General features: G+C 40.5%; 17 protein-coding genes. 6 read left to right on the top strand and 11 right to left on the bottom strand.

The annotated features are described in order from the left end of the window. The first annotated feature begins 20 nt into the window (after positions 1-20). On the top strand, positions 21-923 hold the full coding sequence (locus CWB72_RS11735; RefSeq protein WP_138631587.1) for a cation diffusion facilitator family transporter: 903 nt from the start codon (positions 21-23) through the stop codon (positions 921-923). Here CWB72_RS11735 and CWB72_RS11740 read toward each other — a convergent pair. The 3 genes from CWB72_RS11740 to CWB72_RS11750 are packed head-to-tail and all read right to left on the bottom strand — an operon-like array spanning position 872 to position 3,904. Then, the gene (locus tag CWB72_RS11740) at positions 872-1,846 is read right to left on the bottom strand and encodes an alpha/beta fold hydrolase (protein WP_138566886.1); all 975 of its coding nucleotides are present in this window, start codon (positions 1,844-1,846) and stop codon (positions 872-874) included. The genes CWB72_RS11735 and CWB72_RS11740 overlap by 52 nt on opposite strands. Further along, positions 1,843-3,240, bottom strand: coding sequence for an ATP-binding protein (locus tag CWB72_RS11745; RefSeq protein ID WP_138631589.1), 1,398 nt, complete (start codon positions 3,238-3,240; stop codon positions 1,843-1,845). Before CWB72_RS11745 ends, CWB72_RS11740 begins: the two co-directional genes overlap by 4 nt. Then, complete coding sequence (locus CWB72_RS11750) at positions 3,221-3,904, bottom strand: response regulator transcription factor (RefSeq protein WP_130254650.1); 684 nt, start codon at positions 3,902-3,904, stop codon at positions 3,221-3,223. The genes CWB72_RS11745 and CWB72_RS11750 overlap by 20 nt, the downstream gene beginning before the upstream one ends. 149 nt (positions 3,905-4,053) lie before the next feature. Here CWB72_RS11750 and CWB72_RS11755 point away from each other — a divergent pair, with 149 nt between their 5' ends. Further along, positions 4,054-4,488 carry a Spy/CpxP family protein refolding chaperone gene (locus tag CWB72_RS11755; protein WP_138631591.1) on the top strand — a complete coding sequence of 145 codons (435 nt, stop codon included), beginning with the start codon at positions 4,054-4,056 and terminating at the stop codon, positions 4,486-4,488. A 72-nt stretch (positions 4,489-4,560) separates the two neighbouring features. Here the strand turns inward: CWB72_RS11755 and yacG are convergent, their stop codons facing one another. From yacG to nadC, 7 genes are all read right to left on the bottom strand, one after another. After that, on the bottom strand, positions 4,561-4,800 hold the full coding sequence (gene yacG / locus CWB72_RS11760) for a DNA gyrase inhibitor YacG (RefSeq protein ID WP_138631593.1): 240 nt from the start codon (positions 4,798-4,800) through the stop codon (positions 4,561-4,563). Between the two features lie 94 nt (positions 4,801-4,894). After that, positions 4,895-6,577 carry a type IV-A pilus assembly ATPase PilB gene (pilB, locus tag CWB72_RS11765; protein ID WP_138631595.1) on the bottom strand — a complete coding sequence of 561 codons (1,683 nt, stop codon included), beginning with the start codon at positions 6,575-6,577 and terminating at the stop codon, positions 4,895-4,897. A gap of 133 nt (positions 6,578-6,710) precedes the next feature. Further along, positions 6,711-7,322, bottom strand: coding sequence for a dephospho-CoA kinase (gene coaE, locus CWB72_RS11770; RefSeq protein ID WP_138631597.1), 612 nt, complete (start codon positions 7,320-7,322; stop codon positions 6,711-6,713). 18 nt (positions 7,323-7,340) lie between these two features. Continuing rightward, a complete protein-coding gene (locus CWB72_RS11775) occupies positions 7,341-8,228 on the bottom strand; it encodes a prepilin peptidase (RefSeq protein WP_138631599.1) in 888 nt (295 codons plus the stop codon). A 35-nt stretch (positions 8,229-8,263) separates the two neighbouring features. Continuing rightward, positions 8,264-9,499, bottom strand: coding sequence for a type II secretion system F family protein (locus CWB72_RS11780; RefSeq protein ID WP_138566893.1), 1,236 nt, complete (start codon positions 9,497-9,499; stop codon positions 8,264-8,266). Between the two features lie 51 nt (positions 9,500-9,550). Beyond that, positions 9,551-10,051 carry a pilin gene (locus tag CWB72_RS11785; protein ID WP_138631601.1) on the bottom strand — a complete coding sequence of 167 codons (501 nt, stop codon included), beginning with the start codon at positions 10,049-10,051 and terminating at the stop codon, positions 9,551-9,553. A gap of 390 nt (positions 10,052-10,441) precedes the next feature. Beyond that, the gene (gene nadC, locus CWB72_RS11790; RefSeq protein WP_138566895.1) at positions 10,442-11,308 is read right to left on the bottom strand and encodes a carboxylating nicotinate-nucleotide diphosphorylase; all 867 of its coding nucleotides are present in this window, start codon (positions 11,306-11,308) and stop codon (positions 10,442-10,444) included. Positions 11,309-11,448: 140 nt separating this feature from the next. Here nadC and ampD point away from each other — a divergent pair, with 140 nt between their 5' ends. Together ampD and ampE are read left to right on the top strand one after the other, a co-directional pair. Further along, complete coding sequence (gene ampD, locus CWB72_RS11795; protein ID WP_240700924.1) at positions 11,449-11,994, top strand: 1,6-anhydro-N-acetylmuramyl-L-alanine amidase AmpD; 546 nt, start codon at positions 11,449-11,451, stop codon at positions 11,992-11,994. A gap of 7 nt (positions 11,995-12,001) precedes the next feature. Continuing rightward, a complete protein-coding gene (gene ampE / locus CWB72_RS11800; protein ID WP_138631603.1) occupies positions 12,002-12,853 on the top strand; it encodes a beta-lactamase regulator AmpE in 852 nt (283 codons plus the stop codon). A 29-nt stretch (positions 12,854-12,882) separates the two neighbouring features. Here the strand turns inward: ampE and CWB72_RS11805 are convergent, their stop codons facing one another. Then, a complete protein-coding gene (locus CWB72_RS11805; RefSeq protein ID WP_138631605.1) occupies positions 12,883-15,384 on the bottom strand; it encodes a PilZ domain-containing protein in 2,502 nt (833 codons plus the stop codon). A gap of 206 nt (positions 15,385-15,590) precedes the next feature. Between CWB72_RS11805 and radA the strand changes: the two genes are divergently transcribed. Then, the gene (gene radA / locus CWB72_RS11810) at positions 15,591-16,961 is read left to right on the top strand and encodes a DNA repair protein RadA (protein ID WP_138631607.1); all 1,371 of its coding nucleotides are present in this window, start codon (positions 15,591-15,593) and stop codon (positions 16,959-16,961) included. Between the two features lie 15 nt (positions 16,962-16,976). Continuing rightward, the gene (locus CWB72_RS11815) at positions 16,977-17,900 is read left to right on the top strand and encodes a hypothetical protein (protein WP_138631609.1); all 924 of its coding nucleotides are present in this window, start codon (positions 16,977-16,979) and stop codon (positions 17,898-17,900) included. The last annotated feature ends 27 nt before the right edge of the window (positions 17,901-17,927 follow it).

Raw genomic sequence — 17,927 nt, forward strand, 5'->3', positions numbered from 1 at the left:
AGCTTTGAAGGAGTCTGTATATGCCCCGTCAATATGATGTTTTGGTTCGTTTTTCGAGTTTGTTTACCATGGCGATAGTCAGCATCATGATTGCTGCTAAAGCTTGGGCTTGGTTAGCGTCAGGCAGTGCAGCGATGCTGGGCTCGTTAACTGATTCTTTGCTAGATATTTCAGCTTCTATGATGAGCTTTTTAGTATTGAGTTATGCGCTTCGCCCAGCAGATAATGAACATCGATTTGGGCATGGTAAAGCTGAAGCGTTAGCTGGGCTTGGTCAAGCAGCTTTTATATCTGGTTCTGCGTGCTTTCTTGCTTTTCATGGTATTGAGCGACTTATAAATCCGGTGCCTTTGGCGCAATCAATATTAGGTGTATGGGTAAGTGCTTTTGCCATTGTTTGTACGCTCTTGGTCGTGGCTGTGCAGCAATATGTTGTTAAGCATACAGAATCCATTGCTGTCAAAGCTGACTCTTTACATTACAAGGGAGATTTATTATTAAATGCTGCTGTACTAGTAGGTATCTACTTAGCTTCTATTGGTTATTTATTTGCTGATTCTATATTTGCGATCGGTGTAGCGATTTACTTGTTATTTAATTGCTGGGAAATCGCTAAAGAAAGTGCCAATCACTTAATGGATAAAGAATTGCCTGACGAAGAAAAAGTGCAGTTAGTTGCTACGATTTCTAAACATCCTGACGTACATGGCGTGCATGATTTAAGAACTCGGCAAAGCGGTAAACTCAAGTTTATACAATTTCATATCGAACTTGATCAGACACTCAGTTTGCAACAAGCTCACTCTATTTCAGATCAAGTGTGCAAGAAGATACGCACTGTTTTTGGGGAGCATATAGATATCATGGTGCATCAAGATCCTGTGTCTATATCTGAAGAGGTGTGTGACTCACAAAAATCATAAAATTGTAGTAATAAAGGTTGGCGGATTGAGTCTTCCTCGTTTAGTAGCTCATGTTTAGACAATGCAAACTCTGAAAAGGTTACTTCCGAGTTATTTTGCATACTGAACCATAACTTGGTTGCTTGGTTATTTACAATAGAATCTTGCTCAGCCAAAGCTACATGAAGAGGAATCGGGTTATTTAAGCTAGGTAATTGTGAGGTCCAATTAAGGGCTGCTTGTAACCACGCAAAACTTACCCCGCCAAGTTGTAAGTGTGAATGCTCAGTATAGAGCGCTCTAAATTGAGCATATCGCTCAGGGTTATTCGTTAAGTCGTTATCAATGAACGGCTTATCTTTGTAGTCAGACTGTCCAAAAGCATAGTGCTTTGAAAACCCCAAACTACTTGCTGACTGGGTTATCCATCGAGCAACTTTGTTTGGAAAAGGTGCGGTATTAATGCCCAGCATAGGTGCACAGATAAATGCGCCAATGGCATTGCTTTGATAGCGAGATAAATAATCACAACAAATTGCGCCACCCATGGAGTGAGCAAGTAAAAATATATGCTTATTGGTACTAGGCTTTACTACTTGCTCCATAAATATATTTAGGTCATCAGCATAGTCTTCAAAATGTTCTATATAGCCCATTTGCTTATTTGTAGTTAAACGTTCTGACTGCCCTTGCCCAATATGATCGCAACAATATACCGCAATATTATTTTGCGTTAGCTCCCAAATAAGCTCTCGATATTTATGGCTTGCTTCTATTCTGCCGGCAATTAACACCACCGCATACTCAACATGTTCGGGAGTATGTATAGTGTAAAACAAGCGGCCTTTCTTGCCTGATAGCTGCTTATGTATCCCTTTTTGCCAATGTTGCTCTATGGTTTGAATATGGTCATCTAGTTTATTTGAGTAGCTGTAAAAGGTCATATTGGTAGCGTGATAGTCACGATCAGTCCATGAGGTTGATGATTTGCAAATTGTACATTGCCTCGGTGTGCGATAAGCGCCCGTTTGGCAATGGCTAAACCTAAGCCAATTCCACCAGATTGTCGAGCTCTAGCGTTATCGGTTCGATAAAAAGCATTGCCTAACTCACACAAAGTCGTTTCATCGACACCTTGGCCATCATCTTGAATGCTAATTACTAACCTATTACCTTGCTCTAACGCAGTAAATTGTATATTTGATTGTGCATATTTAATCGCATTTCGCAGGATATTTTCTATCGCAGAGCTTATCAGCATTGCATCACAACTAAGCTCAATGTTTGGCATGGCATTTTGGGTTAAGGTTTTCTGATGCTGTTGAGCTTCAAATTGTGCGTTTAAGAGCAATTCATTTAATAAGCTTGTTAAACTTATTGGTGCAATATTGAGTGGGTGATTGGTATATTCTAAACGTGACAAAGTGAGAACGTCAGTCAGCATTTTATCTAAACAATGTGCTTCTTTTTCTATTCGCTCTAGGTAAGTTTGAGTTGTTTCATTGGCGTTGTCTTGTGCCATGGCATTGGCTAAATTTAATCGAGTTAATGGTGTTCGCAGTTCATGGGATACATCCGCCAGCAATTGTTTATGAGCCTGAATACTATGCGTGAGCTTATCTGCCATAAAGTTAAAGTCATGGATCAACTGAGCAACCTCATCTTGACGCTTAGTAGTTACATCAACTCGACTATCAAGTTCTCCTTCTGCTAATCGTCTGGCACTGCGACTTAAGGTGTTAAGAGGTAAGATCAAATAAATAGTTAAGAACACACTCAATATGACCGAGGGAATAAATACCGCTAAAAGTTTCATCCAAACAGGCAGCATTCGGATGGAATGAAAAATCATAGATTTTGGAAGCGGCTTTATTTGATATAGACGATAGTGTTCTTGATGAATCGACACATCAAGAGGGCCAAAAGCGATATAGCGAGCCGTCCTGGTTTGGCTGGGCGGGTTTTGAGTGCCAATATCATTCAAGATTGATAGGTTTAAGTTTGTTTCGTTATTCCCCGTGACTACGCTCTTATCGATATTATCATTGACCAATAAAATTAAGCTATGGCGAGACAAACGAGGGTGGTCGACAGCCTGCTGTAAGCTTTTATCTCTGTTCTCAACAAGGCGAACTAGATTTCGCTTTAAGTGCTGTAAGCTATCTAAATGTCTACCTTGTAAAGGCGCATTGTCCAGCAATTCGCCTTGAATTCGTGTGAATAATACAAGCAGTAAAAAGATGCAGGCAATGGTTAACCAAAACCCAGCAAATGCTTTGTAAAATAAGCGGCTACTTAAAACTTGTTTAAAGTCAGCTTTACTGAGCCAAAAAGACATAACCGCTGCCTCGCATAGTTTGAATACAATTAGCTGCACTATGTTGCGCAATCTTTTTACGTAAATTACTGACGTGCATATCAATTGAGCGGTCAAATGGTGCGAGCCGACGCCCCAGTACTTCTTGGCTTATGGTTTCTTTTGTGACAACTTTGCCAACTTGGGCCATTAATAATTGCAGTACAGAAAACTCAGTGCCGGTTAAGGTAAGTTGTGCCTTATTTACGTGAACAGTGCGAGCAGCTAAATTCAGAGATACATGGTTATATTCGAGTATTTCGGCAATTTCAGATTGTTTTACAAACTCAACTCGGCGAGTTATGGCATTTATTCTGGCTAATAATTCTCGATGATTAAAAGGTTTTGAGATGTAATCATCAGCACCTAGCTCTAAACCAAAAATACGATCAAAGTCATCTCCTTTGGCTGTTAGCATGATCACAGGTGTAAGGTGGGTCATTCGAAGGCGCTTTAACACTTCAAAGCCATCAATTTTTGGCAGCATAATATCTAATAAAATTACATCAAACTGTTCAGTTTGTGCCACTGAGACACCCGCTTCGCCATCGAATGCTTGAGATACAGAATGCCCCTGACTTTGCAAATATTCACATAGTAAGTTACTGAGTTCGAGATCGTCTTCTATGAGGAGTAATTGGCTCATGCTATACCTAACAACTAATACGTTATTGTTTTAGTGTACTGATTATCACATCAGATTGCAGAACTTTACACACTCTTTACGTTCCCTTGCGTTACTTTGCATTGCACTTGATAAGCTTAATATCAAGTTAACCCGAGAGAGAATAAGTTATGAAATTATCAACCATTTTGAGCGCTGTGATATTAACCGGTAGTATTTTGACAACCCTAGCGGTAAATGCCAAAGGTCAGGGTCATGGAGACTTTTTATTATCAAAACGTGCTGTTGCTGCACTTGACTTAACCGTTGACCAACAGACCCAAATCAAATCCATCATTGATGAATTGAGAGTAGATAAAAAGGCATTTAAATCAGAGAGAAAAGCGAATAGAGAGGCCTTTCGAGCCTTAGTGGAGGCCGAAAGTTTTGATGAAGAACAAGCTAAAGCATTAATGGCTGATATTAAAGCAGAGCGTTCTGAAAAAATGTTGGCTCATCTAAAAAGTCGCCATCAAATTTGGCAGTTGCTTACCGTTGAGCAAAGAGAAAAACTAGCCGAATTGCGCGAAAAGCGAAAAAATAAGCAAGGTAGTCACCATAATTAATTGTTATCATTACAAAGCAAAAAGCATGACCATATCGGTCATGCTTTTTGCTGTTCTGTATAACCTGTGAATTTAATGAAAGAAGTTATCATTTTTGGCTAGCATAGCTTCAATGTCTTCAATCATATCTTGTTTAGCTTGCTCATCGAGCTCTTCGCTAGCAGAGAGCTTACTTGATATCTTGTTATTTTCTTCAGACCATTCGCCTAAATCAATTAACTGACAACGCTTTGAACAAAAAGGGCGGTGAGGGCTTTGCTCACCCCATACGACATCTGCTTGGCAAGTCGGGCATTTTACAACTGTGGCCATCATCATTCTCTGTTGATTCGGTTTGGCCACAGTGTAATTAAAACCAATGCGCTTTGCTACCAGATACTAGATTATAGCGCCTAGAATTAAGTATCTAGAAACTGGTTACTCGGTTTATTTCTGCCAAAGAGGTGACGCCCGCAGCGGCTTTTTTTAGACCCGAAATACGTAAGTTTGCAAACCCAGCTTTTGCAGCCATTTCAGCGATTTGAATCGAGTTACCACCTTCCATAATGACTTGAGCGATTTCAGGCGTGATTTTTACAACTTCATAGACACCAACACGACCTTTATAGCCTTCAGTACAGTGATCACAGCCATTGGCTTTGTATAGCGTGACATCACTGATCCCCGCTTTCACAAAACCTTGGCGATTGAGTTCTTCTTCAGGCAAGGTTTCAGGTGTTTTACATTTGGGGCATAAACGACGCGCTAGACGTTGTGCGATGATCAAGCTGATAGAACTCGCTACGTTATAGGCAGGTACACCCATATTAAGTAAGCGGGTTAAGGTTTCTGGCGCTGAGTTAGTGTGTAGTGTACTCATCACTAAGTGACCAGTTTGTGCTGCTTTAATAGAGATCTCGGCAGTTTCTAAATCACGGATCTCACCAACCATCACCACATCGGGATCTTGACGTAAGAAGGCTTTAAGCGCATTAGCGAAGGTCATATCTGCTTTTGGGTTGATCTGAACCTGGTTAATACCCTCAAGATTGATCTCGACCGGATCTTCAGCGGTACTAATATTTCGCTCCGGCTTATTGAGAATATTTAAGCCCGTATACAGTGAAACTGTTTTACCAGAACCGGTAGGACCGGTAACTAAGATCATACCCTGAGGTTGTGCCAGTGCATTCATATAGAGGGCTTTTTGTTCAGGTTCGTAACCTAATACATCAATGCCAAGCATGGCACTTGATGAATCAAGAATACGCATAACGATTTTTTCACCCCATAAGGTAGGTAGGGTACTGACACGAAAATCGATGCTTTTACGATCTGAAATCTTTAATTTAATACGGCCATCTTGCGGCTTACGTTTTTCGGCAATATCTAAGCGAGACATAACTTTGATACGGGCCGATAAACGCGTTGATAAACTGGTTGGCGGGCTGGCCATTTCGTGTAGCATGCCATCGATACGAAAGCGAATACGGTATTTGTGTTCGTATGGCTCAAAGTGTAAATCTGATGCGCCTTTTTTAATGGCATCCATTAATATTTTATTGATGTAGACAATGATAGGGGCATCATCTTTGTCTTTTTCATCGTTGGTGTCTTGCTGTTGTTGAGTATCTTCAACATCCATGCCCGAGAATTCTTTAAAATCATCCTCGCTCATAGAGATGCCACCGTTGGCATCAAACAGTTGATCTATTTTTTGTTCAAGTTGCTTGTAATCAACGACTACAACTTCACACTGTAAGCCTGTGCTAAACTCGAAATTTTCAAATGCACCATAATCGGTCGGATCAGAGGTGGCGATGAAGAGCTTTCTGCCTTTTTTAACCAATGGCAGTAGATGATGTTGGCGAATGAGTTTTTCTTTAATGAGCTCTTTTGACAACTGTTCAACATCAAAATCCCTGAGATCAAACATGGGCACACGGAATAAATCTAAACATTGCTCGGCAAGTTCTTGACCTGTCATGCCACTGCACAAGCAAATAAGTTCTGCCGTCGAATGTGCTTCAGCTTGTTTTAATTTCAATTGCTCTGCTGTAATTCGGCCGAGCGTAATGAACTTCCGTAAAAGGGGTGAGTGATGTTCCATAATGCCTCTATGACGACTTGAACTGTGTTTAGCTTAGCAAAAAATTAGAAAGCAAAAAACAGACCTATCTCAAAGTATTAACTTTCTATCTCATTTGCTGCTTATTACGAAACAATGAATTAGAAAGACCAAATTATCGCTTGCTTGTGGCCGCTAGTTTTAGAAACGTCTCATGAAATTCTTCTAGCTCTGCCAGTACGGTGTCTATGTCGCGGTGGTTGTTGAGTATAGAGTCTGCGCTTTGGCGCTTTTCTTCGCGAGGCATTTGCGCGGCGATAATACTCTTAACTTGTTCTTTACTGACGATATCTCTGGCAGAGGTACGGGTGATCTGCACCTCTACAGGCACATCCACTAACAAAGTATGGTGACATAAAGCATCTAATTGGTTTTCAAATAAAAGCGGTGCACTTAATACTACATAAGGGCTGGTTGCATTGGCCAATTGAGATGTAATGTTTTGTCTGATCAGTGGGTGAAGTAAATTATTAAGCCAAGTTTTTTGCTCTATATCGCAAAAAATTATTTCACGTAATTTGGCGCGATCTAATGCGCCATCAGGTAACAAAATATCTTGACCAAAACGAGTTACGATTTTATCTAGCCCTTCAGAGCCAATCGCGACAACTTCTCGGGCAATAATGTCAGCATCGACAATATCAATGTCTAAGCTCGCTAGATGGTTAGACACTAAAGTTTTACCTGCGCCTATGCCACCGGTTAATCCTAAGATCCAATTACTCATGGGGAGACCTCAACCATGTTAGCCTAAAAGATTGAAATACCAAGTTTGTATTTCTACGCCATATAAAATGGTTAACCAACCTGCAATTGCTAGATAAGGGCCAAATGGGATTGGTGTGCTATGTTCTTTGCCTTGCACAGCCAGCTGAATACTACCAATGACAGCCCCCACGACACTTGATAGTAAAACAATGGTTAAAATAGCCTGCCAGCCAAGTAACGCTCCGAATATCGCAAGTAGCTTAAAGTCGCCATAGCCCATACCTTCTTTTCCGGTTAGTAGCTTAAATGCCCAGAATACCGTCCACAAGCTTAAATAACCGACTGCGGCACCAACAATGGCTTCACTGGGTGATATGGTATAACCCAATACACTGGCGATAAGTGCAAGCCATACAAGAGGTAGAGTGAGATGATCAGGAAGTAGCATGTGATCGATATCGATAAAAATAAGCGCGACCAATACCCAAGTGATAAAAATATAAAGTAAACCTAGCTCAGTTGCACCAAATTGCAGGGCAACCCAAAGTGAAGCCAACGCAGTACCAAGTTCTACTAAAGGATAACGAATAGAGATTTTAGCCGAGCAGCTGGCACATTTGCCCTTTAGCATTAACCAGCCCAGCAAAGGGATATTATGCCAAGCTTTGATCGGTGTTTTGCAATGAGGGCAAGTCGAGTTGGGTTTGATTAAGTTGAATTGTTTCGTGCTATTTTCAAGTTTATTTTTATTTTTCAGCTCATCAGCTAATGAGAGTCGACATTCATTGTGAAACTCACGCTGCATCATAATAGGTAAGCGATAAATCACCACGTTTAAGAAGCTGCCAATACATAGGCTAACTAAGCCAATGGTAAGGAGGAAAAACCACTGCTGGGTTTGCATTAAATAAATTACTTCTTGCATTAAAACATCACTTTAAAAGCAAACGAAAACGGGGCTTAAACCACAGAGCCCAGTTGGAAGATAGGTAAGTACATGGCAATGATAAGACCACCAACCAGCACGGCTAATACACCCATGATCAGAGGCTCAAGCAGGCTAGAAAGACCATCAACTGCATCATCGACTTCCTGTTCGTAAATATTGGCTACTTTTTCTAACATGCCATCAAGTGCACCTGATTCTTCACCAATCGAGACCATTTGGATCACCATGTCAGGAAAGAGCTTAGAGTTACGCATCGCCCAGTTCATTTGGTTACCTGAGCTCACCTCAGCTTTGATTTCGGTAATGGCATTTTTATAGATCACATTACCCGATGCGCCTGCGGCTGAATCAAGTGCGTCAACCAAGGGGACGCCTGCTGCAAAGGTGGTCGATAAGGTTCGTGCATAACGGGCAACCGCGGCTTTGTGTAAGATCATCCCGACAACAGGCAGTTGTAATACCAGTCTGTCGTTAAAGTGGCGAACAGCAGCGGAGCGAATGAGGGCTTCTTTATAAGAATAAATACTAATACCAATGATGCCTACAATAATCCACCAGGCCTCTTGCATAAACTCAGAGATGCCAATCACAAATAGGGTGAATGCAGGGAGCTCAGCGCCAAAGCTGCTAAAAATATCTTGGAATTGGGGTACCACAAAAATAAGTAAAATAGAGGTTACAATCAGCGCCACTACAACAACGGCGATTGGGTAGAACATGGCCTTTTTAATTTTTGACTTTAACGCTTCAGCTTTTTCTTTATAGACAGCAACACGGTCAAAAATTTTATCAAGGGCACCAGACTGTTCCCCTGAGTGAATAAGGTCGCAATAGAGTTCATCAAAATAACGGGGGTATACACGTAAAGCTTGAGCTAGAGGGTGACCGGCTTTTACTTCATCGGCAATACTACCAACGAGTTTACTTAAACTTTTGTTTTTTGCCCCAGATGAAATCATTTCTAAAGATTGAATAAGCGGTACGCCCGCGGTCAGCATGGTGGCAATTTGTCGTGTGAAAATCGCAATGTCTTTGGCGGTAATCTTTTGGCCACCTGCACCTATACCAAATAAAGGTTTAGGTTTGCGTTTTACTTTAGAGGGGGTAATGCCTTGTTTACGAAGCTGCGCTTTAACAAGGGCAATGCTAGTACCTGTCATTTCGCCTTCGAGCTTTTTGCCTCGTGCGCTTAAACCGGTCCACTGAAAGGTATCGAGTTTATCTACGTTATCTTTATCTTTTTTCATAAATAACCAAAAAGGGCTGAATAAACAGCCCTTTAAGTTAGTGCGTTAAAATTAACGACAGCTAGCTGGTAAGTATTTGGCTTCAACACCATTAGTACCAGCTGAAGCACAAACCCAAGCTCTCACAGCAGATAATTCACCACCAGTGGCTGTGTGAAAGTTTTTTGCAGCTGCAGCAGTACTAGCGTCAGCATTTAGGTAGGGAGTTAGAGTAATGTTTACGTTAGTACCTAGCTGAGGGATATTTTGAGCTGCGATAGTGATTACACCGTCAGCTGACGTTTGAATTGATGCAACATACTGTGAAATACCACCTGTAGGTGCAGCTTCACCACAACCAAAGCCATTGGCAGTTGGAGCTGCTCTTAAGCCTGTTTGAGAAACTTCTGAAATAGCTGTTTTACAAGTTGTTCCAGCAAGTATTACTTCGCTCAACTTAGCGCGAGCTGTGTAGTCTTGATAAGCAGGCAATGCGATTGCAGCTAGAATACCGATGATTGCAACTACAATCATTAATTCGATTAGGGTAAAACCCTTTTGATTTTGCGTCATGATGTGTCTCCTAAAGGAAAATTGCTAACTCACCTTGGTAAGCTAGATTATTAAATTATTGTAACTTAACGCTGTTTATTACGCTTTATCATTAAAGTCGATGCAACAATAAGTGTTTGCTAATTTAACTCAGCCAGTAAAAAGATTAGTGGCTTATTTTAGGTTAGCGTTAATGTTTTCACTACCTTAATAGTTAACTCTGTTCTCGACAAGTGTAAATAATAGTATATTCCTATTTTTTAAACTTGCACTACAAACAAGGGCTTATAATAACACCTATGACAGCAAAATAAATTAATAATTTGTTACCATATTCGTGTTAAGTGTTTCATTAGATTAGCTTTAACTGCAATTGTCAATAATTGCACAATTTATTCTTGTTACACACAATTACATTGACGTATTTTTAAAACGCATCGATAGGTCGATGCTCTGTACATTTTTAGTCAGTGCGCCACTAGAGATGTAATCAACACCGGCTTGTGCATATTCGGCTAATATTTCAATGGTCATATTGCCTGATACTTCAAGTTTAGCGCGTTGAGCTGTCACTTCTACCGCTTGTTGTATTTGTGGCACGCTAAAATTATCTAACATGATGATGTCACTGCCTGCATCAATCGCTTGCTGTAGCTCGTTTAAGTTTTCAACTTCTACTTCAACAGGTTTTGATGGGTGATTCAATTTAGCTTGCTTTACTGCTGCTGCAATACCGCCACAGGCCGCAATGTGGTTTTCTTTAATTAAGAATGCATCGAACAAACCAATACGGTGGTTTTTACCGCCACCACATGCTACCGCATACTTTTGTAAAGCACGTAACCCCGGTACTGTTTTACGAGTGTCTAATAGCTGAGTGCTGCTGTTGTTTAATGCTTTCACATAATGTGCTGTGGTTGTTGCTGTACCAGACAGTGTTTGAACAAAGTTTAGTGCAGTGCGTTCTGCAGTTAAGATGGCACGGGCAGAACCAGTTGCAGTAAATAGTTGGCTATTTGCCGTAACAAGGTCACCATCATTAACGAGCACTTCTACTTCAACGCTTTCATCAACTTGCTTAAACACTTCGAGAATTAGCGCTTTGCCACAAAAAACACAATCTTCACGGGTGAACACATAAGCATGCGCTTGTTGCTCCGCTGGGATCAATTGCGCTGTGATATCGCCATCTGCAGCTGATTGAAAATTAAGATCTTCGTTTAAAGCTTGAGTTACTAATTCTGAAATAAGATCTGAAGTAAGAAGTTGGTTTTGCATAAATAAGCGTCACTTATGTTGTCTAAGGCCATTTGCGAGAACTAAATTTTACTGTGTCCATGAGTTTAAGACAATCGCGCTAGTGAAATTAAACAAAGCTTGTTAAGGTTAGGTCATTGTATAAGTAAATGGTTTTACGCGTGACTACCTCTGATTTTTACTTGCCAGAGGCAAGGCAAAGACCTTGCACGTTCTTTGATGAACGCCCACAAGAAATGGATGTTGATTTATTAGTGATACATAATATTTCTCTTCCCGCAGGGCAATTTGGAACAGAGCATGTTGATGCGCTTTTTACTGGGGAAATAGACTGTTCAGCTCACCCAAGTTTTACTGACTTGAAAGGGTTAAAAGTTTCAGCGCATTGCTTTATTCAGCGCAATGGCGCAGTACTGCAATATGTTCCTTTTGATAAAAGGGCTTGGCATGCGGGTGTTTCAGAATTTAAAGGCCGTTCACGTTGCAATGATTTTAGTATCGGCATTGAGCTTGAAGGAACAGATACACAGCCATATACCGATGAGCAATATTCCTCATTAGTGATTTGCACTCAGTATATAATGCAGCTTTACCCAAATATAACGCCAGATAATATTGTCGGCCATTGTGATATTGCGCCCGGTAGAAAAACAGATCCGGGCGAGGCGTTTGCATGGCAAAAATTTCTAACTTTGTTAAATGAATGAGTAAACTATGATTTTAATCTCAATAATTTTAGCGTTGGCCATTGAGCGGTTAGGTGCAAGAGATGCGCATTGGCAAATAGATCATTACAGTCGTCGCTATGTGGCTATGAGCCAATCACTACTGGCGAACAACGGTCTATTTAAGTCTTCATTTGCGTTTGCTTTGTGGACGTTGTTGCCAGCTATTGGCGTTTATTTCTTAATGGATTTAACAGGTTTCTTTCTATTTGAATTAGCACTCAATGCACTTTTTCTATTAGTGTGCTTTGGCTGTGCAAAACCTCGTGGGCTATATAAAGGTTATTTAAACGCTTTAACCAGAGGTGATAACGAGGCCGCCACTTTATACGCATTGCAGTTAGGTCAACAGCGTACTGAAACTGAGCAAGGGGGCGAATGGGTAGGGCAAACGTTGGCTTGGGTGAACTTTAGGCATTATTGTGCCGTTATCTTTTGGTTTGTCGTATTGGGTGCCTCTGGCGCAATAATGTATGCCGTGATAAGAAGTTTATTTGACGATACACAACAGAGCGAAAATAGCCTGTTATCTAGTCGTAGTCATGTACTTGCAGATATGCTGTTTTGGTTAAATTGGTTGCCAGCGCGGATCACCAGTTTTGGCTACTTAATTATTGGTAACTTTTCAAAAGGGACAGGCTGCTTTATCAAATATGCGCTAGATTTTAAAACGCCAAATAGAAAAGTGGTTACAACAACAGCTTTGGCTGCAGAGCAAATAGAGCAGCAATATGAAGGCTGTACCTATGAAGCAACCTGTATGATGCGGTTAGTTAAGCGTAATATCCTGTTTTATTTAGCTTTGATTGCGCTGCTGACGCTGTTCGGCGGTGTGGCATAAATGATGTATTCTGAAAAGCACTAACAAAATTAGAGTGTATGCGACTCAAACCAGAGTCGCTTTTTTTCTGCCATACCTGTAACTAGGTTTGCTTCTATATCTAACGTAGGTAAGACTTCGTCGGTAATATCTATCAAATCACACACGCCTGTTACATCCCATAATGCTTCTTCAAGGTCTTTGGCTTTGTGAAGTGCATAGTGACTGACGTATTTTAATTCGTTGGCTAAATAGTCCGTATCAGGTCGGCCTGTTTTAGACACATGCAATTGAAAAACAAATAAGATTTCTTTACGCAATGCTTTTTTGATAAACAAAAATAAACTATCCAGAGAATCTTCATCTTTCAATATTTGGCTCTTTACTGCTTCAGATAGGGTTTTCTTATCGGGGTCAAAGCGCAGAAATAGGGTGTACTTTAGAGGTTTATCTTGTCGAGTGCGTTTTCTCAGCGCGTCAGATAGTTCATCTTCGATAAAGTTGCTCGGAAATACCGGTGAAATTTCAATGTGTTCTTGATTATTCTGATTGAAACTCTCTAGCACCTTGTGCAGTTTTGTGGGGTAAAGACCTCTCCCAACAGCCCCTACGTTAAAATGCGCAGACTCTTTATGCAGATAAAGCGGGAACTGACACACACTTTTGGTAATCATGTTACGCAATGCTGTTGAAAGCCCTGGTACTTTAGGAGACTCTTCACAGGCTTGTAATTTGCTTTTGTTTTTTTCAATTAATTGAGTAAAAAATTCAATAGCAGGGTGTTTGTTTTCAGTCACCTTATGTACTTTTAAATTAATGATGGTCTTTGATTTACTTACTGCCATGACCTTATAGCGTAAACCTTTTAAATTATGCTTTTTGGTGATGGTTTGTAGTTCAGGTAAATCAATATTGACTAAGTCACCTTTCTTTACATCTATAGGGTTAATTACCTCTATTTGTAACCCCATTACGGATAAATCTCGAGTATGTCCTTCAATCACTGTTGTTGTGTCAACATAAAAAACAGCCCCAGTTTTATATAGGTAACGTTTATGCGCTCGAAGGTTGACATATTCAAGGGCGACAACCTCAAGGTATGGAGGCGTATTGGCTTTACCATGCCCAAAGTGTTTAAGTAAGTTAACCTGAGACTGAGCAAAAGCGTTCTTTTTATATATTTCTGTGCGCCTTGGATCTGTGATGTCTGTTAACAGCATCAAATTTTGTACGTCTTGAATAAAGCCTTGCACTCTAGGTGTTGGGCGCTTATTTAATTTTTCTAAGCTCTTGCCTGCGCTGCTGGGTAAAGATAGTGGAATATATGCATCTTCATGATAGCTTGGCATTATTTGTACCTTGAAGGCACGCCAGCTGTCTTTTTTAGCGCCAAAGCCAAAAAATAATGAAGCCAGTTCTGGCTCTTTAGTGAGTTCATAATCAAAAGCCGAGTAGTAATAAATTTTACCACCATCTGAATGAGTAAAAGTATACAAAATGGCTTCTTTTACCGCGCTGGGTAGGCTATTTAAGTGGGCTAGACGCTTTTGATTGAAAATGCTGTAAAGGCAGGATTTCTTTCTCTCATCTTCAAAGTAGTAATGAATATAGGCGTTATTTTCATTAGTAAGTACCATTGATGGCAGAGTTAGCTTGTCATTTACTTTATTCAAAAATACAAAGAGTGAGCTAACTCTAGGTAAATAATATTGCTCATAGCCCTTACAGACAACAGCATCCATAGTGTTATCTAGGTTTATTTTGTATCTACGCTTATTGCCATGAATAAAACTATTTAAAAACTCATCAAAGCCAGGGTTGTTCTCAACAAAGGTGCGCTTTAAACGCACATGCTGATACTCACGGCTAACAGGCTCTACAGCAACCACTTCATACTGAATGCCGCTTTTTAAACCCAGTTCAAAATCCTGCTCTAGTCCAACTAGCCTAATCGTGAGTAGTTGACCTTTCTCAAAGACGGCTTTGGGGTGCACTTTAATTTTTGCACCACTTAAAGAAATATCAGAAGTACTGGCTGAAATAATGTTCTTGCGAGAGACTTCAACTGTTATCTTGATCGCATAGTTCATGCGCTCTTCAATACGGCTTTCGTAAGAAGCAAACTTTATTAATTTAGCGCCATGATTAGAGACAACAACAGGCGCATCGTCTTCCTCGTCTTTTTGCTGTGCGCGTTTTTGCATTACACGGAAGTTGTTATCGGTATGCATCACGGCTTCATATACGGCCAGAGTGTACTTACCATGCTTAACAATTTCTTGTTCAAATACAGCTATGGCTAAGTCGTCCATAAAATGCTGCTTACCCTCATAGATATATGGCTTTACTTCACCGGCAACTTGACCACGTAAATCTATAAAGCGAGCAACAGGCTGAGATAAGCGTGACATTTCCATTTTTAAAAGAAACTGGTCTGACTTGGATAATTGGACTGTTTTTTGTGCAAAGAACTGATCAAAGCCAGGAGTGCCTAACTCTTGCTTGAGTTCTTCTATCAAAGGTTGATATTGTTGCAGCTTATCTTCAGCCATATAAAACCGTCATGCTAACCCAGAGCACTGAAAGTTTGCTCAATTGGGTATTAATTTTTTCTTTTAGGTTATCGAGTTAATACTATGACAATAATAGAACATATTTAACTTATTCTTGAGCATTAAATTAGTAAAGTGCCAGATTTATATGACAAAACTTAATATAATTTTACTCAGTGATTTTTAAGCAAGAAGTGTGCCTTTATATGGGAAAGAAAAAAACAGCATTTGTTTGTAGTGAATGTGGTGCGGAGTTTGCCAGATGGCAAGGTCAATGCTCTGAATGTAAGGCTTGGAATACGGTGACTGAGTTTAGAGTGCCTAGTATAAAATCAGCACCAATCAGCTCAGCTATGGCAGGCTATGCAGGTATGGTTGACGCGAAAGTGCAAACTTTAGATGAAGTCAATTTAGAGACTCTGCCGCGATTCTCTACAGGGTTTAAAGAATTTGACCGGGTTTTGGGTGGGGGCGTTGTGCCGGGAAGTGCCATTTTAATAGGTGGCTCACCGGGAGCGGGTAAAAGTACTGTTTTACTGCAAACCATGTGCTTACTTGCTGAATCTATGAATACCCTCTACGTCACCGGTGAAGAGTCACTGCAACAAGTTGCCATGCGAGCCAATCGTTTAGGTTTGCCAACGAACAAATTAAGAACATTGGCAGAAACTAATGTTGAAACTATTTGTCAGTTAGCTTTACAAGAAAAGCCTAGCATCATGGTGATTGACTCTATTCAAGTTATGCATATGAGCGATGTTCAATCAGCACCTGGCAGTGTTTCTCAGGTCAGAGAAAGTGCTGCTTACTTGACTCGTTTTGCGAAGCAAAATCAGGTCGCAATTATCATGGTAGGTCATGTAACAAAAGATGGTACGTTGGCAGGCCCTAAAGTGTTAGAGCATTGTATTGATTGCTCGATTTTATTGGAAGGCAGTAGTGATAGCCGATTCAGAACTTTACGTGGCAACAAAAATCGCTTTGGTGCAGTGAACGAATTAGGCGTTTTTGCCATGACAGGGCAAGGGCTAAAAGAAGTCTCAAATCCATCTGCGATATTTTTGAATCGCGGTGAAGAGCAAACACCAGGTTCATTGGTGATGGTAATTTGGGAGGGCACGCGACCTTTACTTGTAGAAGTACAAGCTTTAGTTGATTACTCTCAGTTAGCTAACCCGCGTCGTGTTACGGTTGGTTTAGAGCAAAATCGTTTGGCCATGTTACTAGCTGTATTGCACCGCCATGGCGGTTTGCAAGTTTCTGATCAAGACGTATTTGTAAATGTCGTAGGGGGAGTCAAGGTGTCTGAAACCAGTGCTGATCTTGCCTTGATCACAGCCTTGGTATCTAGCTTTAAGAACTTTGCTCTCGATAGACAACTAGTAGTATTTGGTGAAGTGGGTCTAGGTGGTGAAATACGCCCAGTGCCCAGTGGTCAAGAAAGACTGCGAGAAGCTGCAAAACACGGCTTTAAACGTGCTATTGTCCCCAATGCGAATAAGCCCAAACAGCTAATAGAAGGGATGGAAGTGATAGGTGTGAACAGCCTCAGTGAAGCCCTAGACGCATTATTTTAATTAGGAAGTTAAAACATGAATAAACCGCTTATTGCAATTGCAGTTGTTGGTACTCTTGCTGCGGGCTACGGTGTCGCTCAGTATAAGATAAACGAAAAATTGACGGTTGAAATCGAAAAGCAAATTTCAACATTTACAGAAACATCAGGCTTTTCTGTTGAGTATCAAGACGCGAATTACTCGATTTTTAATCAAGAAGTGAGCCTAACAGGGATCAACTTTACAGGTCCTGAAGGTGAAGCGCTGGCTAGTATCAATCAGCTAATTATTGAAGGCTATGAAACAGACAAAATAAGTCCTTATACAGCAATGGATTTAAAAGGCCTTCGTTTAGCTGAATCATTGATTAAGCAGGCAGAGCAAACGACTCCTGCTGAGTTATTAAATGCCAGTTATGACATTACTTCTAGCTTAAAGTACGATGAATCAACTGGTCAAAGTGATTTTGATCTTGGTTTTGTAGCGGGCAAAGTTGCATCAATGGATATGGCAGTTTCGTTTGGTAACGCGCAATCGTTTATGGAAGTGTCTTTAGAGTCACAAAAGATGCAGCAACAAAGCCAGTTAACGATGGAGCAAGAGCTCCAATTACAAAGTAAAATGATGACAGCAATGCAGGCGCTAAAGCCACAGTCATTTAGCTTTACTTTTAATAATAAAGGTCAGTTTGATAGTGTAGTTGAACAGCAGCTATCTGCAGTGCAATTAGATAAGTTAAGCTTTGTACAGCAGGCGCAAATGCAAGTTGATATGTTGCCCCTAGAGGAGGCTTACAAAATGGAATTGATGAATTTTGTAAATGGCTTAAATAGCTTAAGTATTTCGATGAAGTTAGAAGAGCATAAGCCTGTCTCAGAACTTGCCGCGCAAGTTATGGGGATTGCCCAGCAACCTGACAAGTTGGCTGAATTATTTAATTTAGAAATTAAAGGCAGCTAATTGCTAATTTAACCTCAGATCTGTATA

This window comes from Pseudoalteromonas phenolica (assembly GCF_005886345.1).
Lineage (GTDB): Bacteria > Pseudomonadota > Gammaproteobacteria > Enterobacterales > Alteromonadaceae > Pseudoalteromonas > Pseudoalteromonas phenolica_A.